General features: G+C 67.3%; 5 protein-coding genes. All 5 read left to right on the forward strand.

Going from position 1 to position 12,702, the window contains the following annotated elements; genetic code table 11:
• Nucleotides 1–17 precede the first annotated feature (17 nt).
• From amoB to amoH, 5 genes are read left to right on the forward strand one after another with little or no spacing between them, the layout of a single operon-like run.
• Entirely contained in the window at nucleotides 18–926 is a 909-nt protein-coding gene (amoB, locus tag AB5Y47_RS07565; protein WP_069652602.1) for an amonabactin biosynthesis bifunctional protein AmoB, read from the forward strand.
• Complete coding sequence (gene amoF, locus AB5Y47_RS07570) at nucleotides 923–4,024, forward strand: amonabactin biosynthesis non-ribosomal peptide synthetase AmoF (protein WP_368220086.1); 3,102 nt, start codon at nucleotides 923–925, stop codon at nucleotides 4,022–4,024. The genes amoB and amoF overlap by 4 nt, the downstream gene beginning before the upstream one ends.
• Before the next feature lie 20 nt (nucleotides 4,025–4,044).
• Entirely contained in the window at nucleotides 4,045–4,794 is a 750-nt protein-coding gene (amoA, locus tag AB5Y47_RS07575; protein ID WP_045524971.1) for an amonabactin biosynthesis protein AmoA, read from the forward strand.
• Nucleotides 4,795–4,808: 14 nt separating this feature from the next.
• Entirely contained in the window at nucleotides 4,809–11,081 is a 6,273-nt protein-coding gene (gene amoG, locus AB5Y47_RS07580; RefSeq protein ID WP_368220087.1) for an amonabactin biosynthesis non-ribosomal peptide synthetase AmoG, read from the forward strand.
• A complete protein-coding gene (gene amoH, locus AB5Y47_RS07585) occupies nucleotides 11,078–12,622 on the forward strand; it encodes an amonabactin biosynthesis glycine adenylation protein AmoH (RefSeq protein WP_368220088.1) in 1,545 nt (514 codons plus the stop codon). Before amoG ends, amoH begins: the two co-directional genes overlap by 4 nt.
• Nucleotides 12,623–12,702: the final 80 nt, after the last annotated feature.

A 12,702-nucleotide genomic window follows, 5' to 3' on the forward strand; every position in this document is an offset into this window, starting at 1 on the left:
AAAGGAATCATGACGTTATGGCTATCCCAACCCTGAACAATTACGCCATGCCCAGCCAGTGGAAGGCCAACAAGGTCAACTGGTCTCTGGAACCCAAACGTGCCGCCCTGCTGATCCACGACATGCAGGAGTACTTCACCGCCTTCTATGGCGAAAACAGCCCGCTGATCGCGGCCCTGACCGAGCGCCTGGCCGCCGTGCGCAAGCAGTGCAAGGCCCTCGGCATCCCGGTCTTCTACACCGCCCAGCCCAAGGATCAATCCCCTGAAGATCGCGCCCTGCTGAGCGACATGTGGGGCCCGGGTCTCAACAAGCGGCCCGAGCAGCAGCAGGTGGTCGCAGCCCTGCGCCCAGAGCGGGACGACACCGTGCTGGTCAAGTGGCGCTACAGCGCCTTCCAGCGCTCCGAGCTCGAGCAGATGCTCAAAGCGCTGGGGCGGGATCAGCTGATCATCGGCGGCATCTACGGCCATATCGGCTGCATGATGACCGCCTGCGACGCCTTCATGCGCGACATCCAGCCCTTCTTCCTGGCGGACGGGGTGGCGGACTTCTCCCTGGCCGACCACCAGATGGCGCTCGACTATGTGGCAACCCGCTGCGGCAAGGTGATCCGCTGCGAGGAGGTGCTGGCCCTTGCGCCGGTTGCCGCTTCTGCCGTCCAGAGCAATCCGTTGCTGACGTATGAGGGGCTCAAGGCGCGGCTGCTGAGTCATATCGACGAGGACGAAGATGAGTTTGACCCCGACGAGAACCTCATCGACTACGGTCTGGATTCGGTGCGGATCATGGCCCTGCTCACCGAGTGGCGCGCCGCCGGGGTGGAGCTCGGCTTCGTGGATCTCGCCAAGCTGCCGACCCTCAACGGCTGGTGGCGCCTGATCGAAGCCAGGCTGGCAGCCCAGGCGCTGGAGGTGACCCCATGAATCGCTTCCCCTTGACCATCCCCCAGCAGGGGCTCTGGTCCGGACATCTGCTCAATGACGACAAGGCGATGTTCAACACCGCCGAGTGCATCGCCTTCGACGGCAAGGTCGAGGCAGCCGTGCTGGCCGCGGCCCTTGCCAAGGCGGTGGGGGAGTGCGAGGCGCTCAAGGGCCACTTCGAAGACGATAAGGAGGCGGTCTGCTTCGTCTCGCATGAGCTGCCCCTGGCCTATGTAGAGGTCTCCCTCGAGCGCGATGACGAGGCGCTGGCCCGCGCCTGGGCCTGGGCCGATCTGCGCCGCCCGTTCGAGCTGACCCAAGAGGCGCCCTGCCGCTTCGCCCTTTTGCGCGGCCCCGGGCGCGATTATCTCTACAGCTGCGTGCACCACATCGCCCTTGACGGCTTTGGCACCACCTTGCTGTTCCAGCGCATCGCCGAGCTGTATGCAGAGGGGCTGGCCGGTAAGATGAACTCCCCATCCCCCTTCGGCTCTCTGGCGGAGGTGCTGGCCGAAGAGGCGAGCCGAGAGCAGAGCGGCAAGAACGCCGCCGCCCGCGCCTTCTGGCAGGAGCAGTTGCAAGCCTGGCCCGAGGTGAAGTCCTTTGGCGAGACCCGCGCACCGATTGCCGCCGAATTTATCCGCGAGAGCCGTCCGCTGCCGGCGGCGCTCTGGCAATCCCTGACCGGCTTTGCCGACGAGCACAAGCTGGGCTGGCCCGATCTGCTGCTGGCCGGCCTCTCTGCCCAGCTGTCGCTGTCGAGCGGCCAGGATAAGACCCTGCTCGGCCTGATGATGATGAACCGCATCGGCTCGGCGTCGCTGACCGTGCCCTGCATGCAGATGAACATTACCCCGCTGGCGCTGACTCTGGGTGAAGAACTGGATCTGGCGGGGGCTGCTGGCGCCGTGGCCAAGGCCAAGCGCGGGGTGCGCAAGCACCAGCACTACCGCTACGAGCTGCTGCGCCGCGACCTTGGCCTGGTGGGGGGCGACAAGCGCCTGTTTGGCCCGCTGGTCAACATCATGCCGTTCGATCACGCTCGCCGCTTCGGGCCGCTATCTGCCCATATTCTCAACATCAGCGCCGGTCCGGTGGAGGATCTCACCATCGAGGTGCAGGTCGGCGTCGATGGCCAGCCCAGACTGGATCTGGACGCCAACCCCGGCTGCTACTGTCAGGCCGATCTGGCGGTCATCGCCGATACCCTGTTTGCCCTGCTGGGCCGCTGGCTGACCGAGCCCGCCCAGACCCTGGGAACGCTCAAGGCCGACTGGCTGGCCGAGCAGCGAGCCAGCGCCCTGATCGCCGGCCCCGCCCATGAAGTTCTCCAGGTGCGGCCTGTGCTGGAGGCGCTCTGCCACTTCGCCGCCCAGACCCCGGACAAGATTGCCTTGATTCAGAGCACGGCGCAGGGAGAGGTCCGCTTCAGCTACGAGGCGCTGCTGGCCAGAGCCGAACAGATGGCTGCCGCCCTGCAGGCCGCAGGCGTCGTCCCCGGCGACAAGGTGGGGGTCATGCTGGCCCGCACCCCACAGGCCATCTTCGCCCAGCTGGCGGTGCTGCTGGCCGGCGCCGTCTATGTGCCCCTCGACCCCGAGCAGCCGCTGGAGCGCCAGGGCAATATTCTGCGGCTGGGGGAGGTCAAGACCCTGATCACCCAGGCCGAGTACCGTCACAAGCTGGCCAGCCTGTTTGAGGGGCGCACGCTGCTGGCGGGGGATCTGGTGAGCGATGATCGGCTCAACCAGTCGGCCGCCGGCCGTGCCGTCGCCTACCTGATGTTCACCTCGGGCTCGACCGGTCTGCCCAAGGGGGTGGCGGTGAGCCACGGCGCGCTGGATCACTTCGCCGCCGCCGCCCGCTGCCGTTATCACCTGGATGAAGAGGCGCGGATGCTGCAATTCGCCCCCTTCAACTTCGACGCCAGCATCGAGGAGGTGTTCGCTACCTTGAGCGCCGGTGCCACCCTGGTGCTGCGCACCGACGCCCTGCTCGAATCCATGCCCGCCTTTGCGGCCGGGGTGGAGCAGATGGGGATCACCCACCTCGACCTGCCCACCGCGTTCTGGAACGAGTGGGTGGTGGCGCTGACGGCGGGCCAGGCCCACATTCCTGCCGGGCTTACCACCGTCATCATCGGCGGCGAGGCGGTCTACCCCGAGCAGCTGGCCCAGTGGCAGCGTCAGGGCCGCACCGATGTGCGCCTGTTCAACACCTACGGCCCCACCGAAACGACCGTGGTGGTGACCACCCAGGAGCTGCAGCAGGAAGACCCCAGCCAGACCCAGCTGCCCATCGGCCTGCCGCTGCCCGGCATGCAGGCGCTCATTCTGGGGGCGGGGGAGCAACCTGCCGAGGAAGGAGAGCTGGTGTTGCTCGGCCCGCAGCTGGCCAACGGCTACGTGGGGGGCGTGCAAGGGAGCTTTGGCTCCCTGCGGATCGGCGAGGAGGAGCTGCCCGTCTATCGCACCGGCGATCGGGTGCGCTTGGTGGCCGGCCGGCTGGTCTACCTCGGCCGGCGCGACAACGAGTTCAAGATAAGCGGCTATCGCATCCAGCCCGGCGAGGTGGAGGCCCAGCTGCTGGCCCTGCCGGGGGTGGATGAGGCCTGCGTGCAGGGGGTGAGCATCGGCAGCGTGCGCCGGCTGGTGGCCTTCGTGGCGGGGCCGGAGCGCGACAGCCGGGTCATCAAGGCGCAGCTGGCCAGGGTGTTGCCTGCCGCCATGCTCCCCACCGACTATCGCCACTATGACCAGCTGCCTCGCACCGGCTCCAACAAGCTGGATCGCAAGGCCCTGCTGGCCGCCTACCAGGCGGGCGGCGAAGCCCTGACCCTGGGCAGCGAGACCGAGAACCGGGTCGGCACCATCTGGCAGCAGATCCTGGGGCTGGCCACCATGGCGCCCACGGACAACTTCTTCGAACTGGGGGGCCAGTCCCTGCAGACCATCCAGATAGTCAACCGGCTCGGCGCCGAGTTCGGGGTGCAGGTCAAGGTCTCCGACGTGTTCGATCACCCTCGCCTTGACGACTTCTGCCGATTCCTCGACGGCCTGCTTGCCGAGGACGAAGAGAGCGTGGAGATGGTGTGGTGATGGATAAGGAGCAACAAGCAATGGCCTTTGATTTCACTGGCAAGCGGGTCTGGGTGACCGGGGCCGGGCGCGGCATCGGCCGCGAGGTGGCCACGCAGTTCGTGGCGGCCGGCGCATCCGTGGTGGGGCTGGATCTGGCGTTTCCCGAAGCCGACTACCCCTATGCCACCCGGCTGCTCGATATCGGCGACTCGCAGGCGGTCAACGCCTGCTGCGCAGCGCTGCTGGCGGACGGCGGGCTGGATGTGCTGGTCAACGGGGCCGGGGTGCTGCGCCTCGGCCCCACCGAGACTCTGAGCGATGACGACTGGCACGACTGCATGACGGTCAACGCCAGCGGCGTCTTCTATCTGCTGCGGGCCCTGGTGCCCCACTTCAAGGGGCAGCGGCGCGGCGCCATCGTCACCATCGGCTCCAACGCCGCCCATGTGCCGCGCATGCAGATGGCGGCCTACTGCGCCTCCAAGGCGGCGGTCACCAGCCTGACCCAGACGGTGGGGCTGGAACTGGCCCCCTTCGGCGTGCGCGCCAACCTGGTGTCGCCGGGCTCGACGGATACCCCCATGCTGCGCGGCATGCTGCCAAGCGAGGAGGCCATGGCCCGCACCATTGCCGGGTTGCCGGAGCAGTTCAAGCTCGGCATCCCCTTGCGCAAGGTAGCCACCCCGGCGGAGATCGCCCATACCGTCCTCTTCCTGGCCTCGGATCTGGCCAGCCACATCACGCTGCAGGATCTGGTCGTCGACGGCGGCGCCACCCTGAGTGCCTGAGGCTTGAGAAACAGATGAACAATATGATTTTGCTGTTGAAACAGCTGGAACGGCAGGGGGTCAAGCTGGCGCTGAACGACAAGGGCCAGCTTATCTCCCAGTCGAGCAAGGAGGCGGTGACGCCGACCATCGGCGCCACAATCAAGGCCCACAAGGATGAGCTGGTGCGCTGCCTGGCGGCCCGCGCCGCTTTCGAGGCCCCCATCGCCTCCGAGGGCGCGCGGCAGGGGCCGCTCTCGTCGTCCCAGAGCGGGCTCTGGTTTATCGAGCAGTACGAAGAGGCCTCCCACCTCTACAACATGCCGGTCTATTTTCGCGTCAAGGGAGAGCTGGACACGGCGGCGCTGGAGTTTGCCTTCGACCACCTGTTTGCCCGCCACCCCAGCATGCGTACCCGATTCATCAAGGACGAAGCGGGCAGGGGGGCCCAGGAGATCCTGCCCCACACGCCCTTCACGCTGCAGATTGAGGATGTGAGCGCAGAGCCCGCTGCCGAGCGCGAAGCCTATGTGGCCTGCCGGGTGCGCGAGGAAATAGGCCGCCCCTTCTCCCTGACCCAGGGGGATCTGAGCCGGGTGCATCTTATTCGGCTGGGTAGCTGCGAGCATGTGCTGCTGATCACCCAGCACCACATCATCTCCGACGGCTGGTCGGTCAAGAACATGTTCGCGGATCTCAAGCGCGCCTTTCTTGCCCATCAGAACCGCGAGCCCCTGCAGGTGAGCGAGCTGCCGCTCACCTACATCGACTATGCCCGCTGGTTCAACTCGCCGCGTTTTCTCGATTATCACGCCGAGTTCAAGCCGTTCTGGGTCGACCGGCTCGGTGGCAGCCCCGAAGTGCACGGCCTGCCGCTGGACAAGCCGCGCCCGGCCCATCAGGACAGCGGCGGCGAGCTGGTCTTCTCCACCATCGACAACGCGCTGTGGGAGAGCTTCAAGCGCCTCTGCCAGCGCCACAGCACCTCCAACTTCATCGGTCTGCACGCCCTGTTTGCCCTGCTGATGGTGCGCCAGAGCGGCGAGAAGGAGGTGGTGATCGGCACCCCGCTCGCCTATCGCGAGCGCCACGAGATCGAGTCGCTGGTGGGCTTTTTCGTCAATACGCTCGTGCTGCGTACTCAACTCAGCGGCAAGCCCAGCTTTGTCGACTATCTGCAGCAGTGCCGGGAGGAGGATCTAGCGGCCTTCGATCACCAGCTCTACCGCTTCGAGGCGCTGGCCGAGGCCATCGGCGCCGATCGCACTACTGCCATCAACCCCATCTTCCAGATCATGCTGGTCTATCAGGCCAAGGTGGACTTCAACGATCTCATCCCCGGCTGCCAGCTGGTGGAGGAGACCTCGCCTGTGCTGCCGGCCAAGACCGACATCTCGGTCAAGGTGACCGAGCTGATGGACTCCGTCCGGGTGGACTGGCTGTTCGCCACCGCCCTGTTCGAGCGAGAGACCATCCAGGCTTATGCCGATCGCCTGCTGCACCTGATGCGCGCCGTGGTGGCGGCCCCCGAGACCGACATCTGGCAGTTGCCGCTGGAGGCGGGCACCGACCAGGCCGCGCTGGCCGCCGAGCTTGCCGACCTGCCGCCGGACTATCCGAGCCGTGACACCCTGCTCTGTCATATCGAGCGGCGCGCTATTCAGTTGTCGGACGCGTTGGCGGTGAGCGACGGCGCGCAATCGTTGACCTATGGCGAGCTGGAGGTGCGTGCCAATCGGCTGGCTCACTGGCTGCAATCCTGCGGCGTTACCCCGGGCGCCGCCATCGGCATCCAGGCCAGGCGCGATGTGGCCTTCGTCATCGCCCTGCTCGCCTGCTGGAAGGCGGGGGCGGCCTATGTACCGCTCGACCCTGCCTATCCCGCCGAGCGGCTGGCCCATATCCTTGGCGATGCATCCATCAGCCTGGTGCTGGGTGGCGTGCCGGACCCGCGGCTTGGGGAGGCGCTGGCGGGCACGACGGCCGCGTATCACGATCTGCACCAGCTTGCGCTGGACAAGATGCCAACCAGCACACCCGCACTGCCCCGGGACGCCGCCATGCTGGCCCAGATCATCTACACCTCGGGCAGCACCGGCCTGCCCAAGGGGGTCATGGTGGAGCAGGGCAGCCTGGTCAACCTGATGGCGGATCACGGTGAGCGCATCGCCCTTGGGAAGGATGGCGCCATGTTCAACTGCATGTCCCTCTCGTTCGATGCGGGCAACATGACCAGCTTGCTGCCGCTCTACTGCGGCGCGGCCCAGCACTTCGGCGAGCCGGGTGAGGGGGTGATCAGTGCCGCGATCGCTTGCGGTGCCAGCCATATGATTTTGCCGACCGCCCTGCTCGCGAACCTGCTGCCACCGGCGGAACTCGGTTCCCTCAAGGCCATCGGCTTTGGCGGCGAGGCGTGCCCGAGCAGCCTGGTGGAGCGCTGGGGGGATCGGGTGGCCCTGTTCAACATGTACGGCCCGACCGAGTGCACCGTCACCGCGCTCTGCGCGCGGCTCACCCCGGGGGCGCCCATCACAATCGGTCGCCCCGTCAACAACCTGAAGGCGCTGATCCTGGACGAGGCGGGCAACCTCTGCCCGGTGGGGGTCCCAGGCGAGCTCTGCCTGGCGGGGCTGGGGCTGGCCCGCGGCTACCTCAATCTGCCACAGCGTACCCAGGAGGCCTTTATCGAGCCGGCCTTTGATGCAACGAATGAGGAACGCACATATCGCCTCTATCGCACCGGCGATCGGGCCCTGCTGCGCCGCGATGGCAACATCCAGTATCTGGGCCGGATAGACGAGCAGATCAAGCTGCGCGGCTATCGCATCGAGCCGGGGGAGATAGAGACCCGGCTCGCCGAATTGTGCCCGGCCATTCGCCAGATCAAGGTGGTGGTGCAGGAGGGGCGCCTGCTCGCTTACGCCTGTTTGCAGGCCGGGGCAAGGGAGCCCGACGGCGATGCCCTGCTGCAGCGGGCCGGCGAGTGCCTGCCCGAATACATGGTGCCGGCGCGCCTCTGCTGGCTGCCCGAGATGCCGCTCACCCCCAACGGCAAGCTGGACTTGCGCCGCCTGCCCGCCATCGTCTGGCAGCAGAGCAAGGGCGAGCCGCAAAACGAACTGGAGCAGACCGTACTCGCCATCTGGCAAGGGGTGCTCAAACAACCGCTCGGGGTGGAGGATGACTTCTTCCGCTTAGGCGGTGACTCCATCCTCAGCATCCAGCTCACCACCCGGTTGCGGGATGCGGGGTTGCACTGCAGCGTGAAGGACGTGTTCGAAGCCAAGACGGTGCGCCGTCTCTGCCGCCAGCTCGGCCAGCAGCAGGCGGTCAGCCACAGGAGCGAGCAGGGCAGCCTGACCGGCGAGTTCCCGCTCCACCCCATTCAGCACTGGTTCTTCGAGCAGGGCTTTGCCAGGCCCGGTCACTGGAATCAGGGGGTGATCCTGCGCCTGCCGGCCGGGGTGGACGATGAGGCCCTGCGCGGCTGGCTGAATGCCCTGCGCCAGCACCACGATGCCCTGCGCCTGGCGGTGACCCCGACCGGTCAGCGCTATCTGGCCGAACTGCCATTGCCGCCGCTGTCGACCCTGGATGCCGCCAATCTCGACGAGGCCGAGCTGCAGGCCCGCCTGACCGAGCTGCAGGGAGAGCTCGACCCTGCCAGCGGCCACACCCTGGCCTGGGCCCGTCTGCGCAATCTCTCCCTGGAAGGTGCGCGGGAGGGCGAGACGGTGGAGGGGCTCTTCCTCGCCTTCCATCACCTGGTGATCGATGCCGTCTCCTGGCGCATTCTGGCCGAGGATCTGGCCCGGGTGAGCAGGGGCGAGCCGCTGCCCGCCAAGGGCAGCAGCTATCGCCAGTGGGGCGAGGGGCTGGCGGCCTACGCCAAACGGGAAGAGGATCAGCTTGGCTTCTGGCTGGCTCAGGGGGAGGGCAGCCAGGGTCACCTGCTGGAGGCGGCGCGCGCCGCCGATGGCCGCGCCGCCGCCAGCCTGCTGCAACTGAGTCAGGAGACCACGGCTCGTCTCATCGACACCGCCAACCAGGCCTACTTCACCCGGGTGCCCGACCTGCTGCTGGCGGCACTGACCCGTACCCTGAACGAGCAGGGTTACGGCAGCCGTCACTGCGTGATGCTGGAAGGACACGGTCGTGAGGCCATCGATGCTGAACTGGACGTGAGCCGTACCCTCGGCTGGTTCACCAGCACCTATCCGCTGGCGCTGGCGGATGCCGGGGCGTGGGATGCGCTGGTCTGCGCCACCAAGGAGCAGCTGCGCGCCGTACCGGACAAGGGGGTGGGCTTCAACGCCCTGCGACTGCACCACCCTCGTGGGTCTGAGCTGCCCCAGGCCCTGGTGGTCTTCAACTACCTGGGGGTCAGCCATCAGGGTGAGGCCGCTCAAGCCTGGCAGCCCCTGCCGATGGCGCCGGGGGCACCCAGCTCCCCTGACAACCTGCCGCGCGAGCTGGTCAGTCTGCACGGTGGCGTGTTTGATGGCCGCCTCACCCTGCGTCAGGTGGGCGCCCTCAACCAGCAGGCGAGCGACGCCCTGATGGCGCGGCTGGCGGACAACCTGACGGCGCTGGTGGAGCACTGCTGCAACTTGAAGGCTCCGCGCCATACCCCGAGCGACTTCCCGGGGCTTGGCCTCTCGCAAGCCGCGCTCGATCGGGTGCTGAGTGGGCGCGAAGTGGAGACCCTGCTGCCCATGACCTCGCTTCAGCAGAGCATGTTCCATCACAGGGCGCTGGCGCCCCGGGATCACGCCTATCACCTGCAGACCGAGATGGACTATCACCAGCCGTTGGACGTGGCGGTCTACCGTCAGGCCTGGCAGGGGCAGATCGCCCGCTGGCCGGCCCTTCGCAGCGAGCTGGTGCTGGCGGATGGGGTGGCGCTCCAGCGCATCCTCAAGCACGCCGAGTTGCCATTCCACTATGAGGATTTGTCTGAAGTGGAACATGCAGAGACACGGGTCCAGGCCTATCGCGAGCAGGATCTGGCCAGCCCGATCCCGCTGGAACAGGCCCCCCTGCTGCGCCTTGCCTGTTTCAAATTGGCCCCCGATCACCACAAGGTGATCTTCAGCGCCCATCACGGCGTGCTGGATGGCTGGAGCGGTCCCGTGTTGCTGGGTTCCTTGCATCGCGCCTATCAGGCGCTGATGAACGGCCTGTTGCCGCAGGGCGAGCCGGATACCGCCTGGCTCGAGTTTGGCCGCCATATCGCCAGCCAAACCCGCAGCGCCGAGGCTTACTGGCAGGGGCGGGGCGAGCTGCTAACAAAGCCTAACGATCTCGCCTGCCTGTTCGGGGTGACGCTGGACGCTGGCGCAAGCGGGCGCCATACCCAGCAGCGACCGGCGGTGCGCGCCACGGCATTGCCGGCCGAGGTGGCGACCTTGCTCGCGCACCGTGCCCGCGAGCTTGGCGTGACTGCGGGCCTGTTGGCCCAATATGCCTGGCACCGTCTGCTGGCACGCCGCTCTGGCGATGCCGTCACCCTGGTGGGTAATGTGACCCCGGGTAGGGATTACCCCATCGAGGGGATCACCGCGAGCGTCGGGCTCTACATCAACAGCCTGCCGTTGGCGCTTGAGTGGCGCACCGAGCTGACCCTGGCCGAGCATATCGCCCGGTTGCAGACCGATTTGATGGCGCTCAACGAGCACGGCACCCAGTCGCTGGCGGCACTGACCAAAGGCCGGTCGCGTCTGTTCCAGAGCCTGTTCGTGTTCGAGAACTATCCCATGCCGGCAACCCCTGCCGCCCCCGAACCCCACCAGTTGGTGCCGCAGTTTGGCGCCGTGGTGGAGAAGGTGGAGCTTCCTCTGTCGCTCGTGGTCAGCAGCCGTGGCGAGACGCTCCAGCTGCGCCTCGAGTTCGACGGCGAGCAGATCCCCGAGGCCCGGGCAGAGGCGGTGCTGTCTGACTGGCTGGCCGAGCTTGGCTGGCTGACGCAGGCGGATCTGGGCCAACCGGCCAGCGTGGCGGCGGTACAGTCCCCGGTGATGCCGCTGGTGGTCGCCACCAGGGCGGAGCCCGGCCTGGCTCAGCCGCCGGCCGAGGCCCGCGTGCTGGTGGCCCTGTGGGAGCGCCAGTGCGGCGTGCCCGGCATCTGGCTGCAGACCCTGTGTGAACTCGGGGTGGATTCGGTGCAGCAGCTCGCCCTGCTGGCGGCCCTCAACGAGGCGTTTGGCCAGGATCGGGCGCCACTTACCCTGCAGACGCTCAAGGCCCATCCATCCCCCAGCCGGCTCTATCGGCACTGGCTGGTAAGCCAAACGGAGGCAGCGTTATGACGGTGACCATCAAGCATGAGGCTCCGCTCGTGCAAACCCGGCCTGCCCCCCGTGAGGGGGCGGCCAACCTGGGCGCGCGGCTGGCGGCCTGTCTGGCCGCCACCCCGCTGGCTCCCGCCATCCGTATGGGCGGGGAGGGCATCAGTGAGGGAGGATCAGATGAGCAGTGGCTTAGCTATGGCGCGCTCAATGATCGGGTGGCCCGGATTGCCGCCCGCCTGCAGGGGCTGGCGGTGGGGGAGCGGGTCGGCCTTTATCTCTCCCGCAGCCCCGATCTGGTGGCCAGCCTGCTGGCCTGCCTGCGGCTCGGCCTCACCTTCGTGCCGCTCGAGCCGGACTTTCCGGTGGAGCGGCTGCAGGGGATCGCCCGCCAGGCGCGCCTGTCGGCGGTGATCTGCGACGGCAATCGATCGGTGCCCGCTTTCGGTTGTCCACTGCGTACCCTCGACGGGCCCGCAGCGGCAGGGCCGGTCTCCTGGCCTCAGGTGGATGACGCCCTGGCTGCCTACATGATGTTCACCTCGGGCTCCACCGGCGAGCCCAAGGGGGTGGTCATCAGCCGGCGGGCCCTGCTCTGCTTCCTCGACGGGATCCGCGAGCGGCTCGGGCTATCACCGAGCTGCCACTGGCTCTTCATCACCACCCCGGCCTTCGACATCTCCCTGCTGGAGATGCTGGGGCCGCTCTGGAGCGGTGGCCGGCTGACGGTGGCCGATAGCGAGCACAACAAGGATCCGCTGGGGATGCTGGCACTGCTCGAGGCCGACCCCTCCATCAACTGGCTGCAGGCCACCCCGGCCTGCTGGCGTATGCTGCTTAAAGCGGGCTGGCAGGGGCGCAATACCCTCACTGCCCTGTGCGGCGGCGAGGCGCTGGATTTGGGATTGGCCGAGCAGCTCTGTGCCCGCACCCGGCGACTGTGGAACTGCTACGGGCCGACCGAGGCCACCGTCTGGTCCCTGGTGAGCGAGGTGCGCTGGCCACCGACTGATGGCCAGATCACCATCAGCCACAGCCTGCCCGGCTATCGGCACTGGGTGTTGGACGAGGCGGGGCAGCCGGTGGCAGAGGGAGAGTGCGGCGAGCTCTGCATCGAGAGCCCGGCCCTGTGCGAGGGGTACTGGCGCAAGCCGGCCTTGACCAGCGCCGCCTTCCTGCGCCTTGCCGCCCATCGCCTCTATCGCACCGGCGATCGGGTGCGCCTCCTTGGGGCGGACCGCTTCCTCTATCTGGGACGGCGCGACGATCAGATCAAGCTGCGCGGTTTTCGCATCGAGCTCGGCGAGGTGGAGGCGGGACTGCGTCGCCAGGCCGGGGTGCAGGAGGCAGCGGTGCGTCTGGTGGGCAAGGGGGACGAGGCCATGCTGGTGGGCTACGTGGAGGCGAAAAGCGGGGTGACCCTCAACCGGCTGGCCCTGCGCAAGGGGTTGCAGGCGACGCTGCCACACTACATGGTGCCGGCGCGGCTCATCCTGCTGGATGCCCTGCCCAAGACCGGCAGCGGCAAGCTCGACAGAAAGGCGCTGCCCTTGCCCGAGTAGGCGGCCTTGCCGGATGGTAAGAGCGATGGATAAAAAAGAAGCCCGCATCATGCGGGCTTCTTGTTGGCCGTAAACCGAGG

This window comes from Aeromonas sp. R7-2, from assembly GCF_040908105.1.
Taxonomy (GTDB): Bacteria; Pseudomonadota; Gammaproteobacteria; order Enterobacterales; family Aeromonadaceae; genus Aeromonas; species Aeromonas caviae.

What these genes read in the sequence shown, in the direction of transcription:
- amoB (WP_069652602.1), top strand. Translation starts at nt 18, where the DNA reads ATGGCTATCCCAACCCTGAACAATTACGCCATGCCCAGCCAGTGGAAG.
- amoH (WP_368220088.1), top strand. Translation starts at nt 11,078, where the DNA reads ATGACGGTGACCATCAAGCATGAGGCTCCGCTCGTGCAAACCCGGCCT.
- amoG (WP_368220087.1), top strand. Translation starts at nt 4,809, where the DNA reads ATGAACAATATGATTTTGCTGTTGAAACAGCTGGAACGGCAGGGGGTC.
- amoA (WP_045524971.1), top strand. Translation starts at nt 4,045, where the DNA reads ATGGCCTTTGATTTCACTGGCAAGCGGGTCTGGGTGACCGGGGCCGGG.
- amoF (WP_368220086.1), top strand. Translation starts at nt 923, where the DNA reads ATGAATCGCTTCCCCTTGACCATCCCCCAGCAGGGGCTCTGGTCCGGA.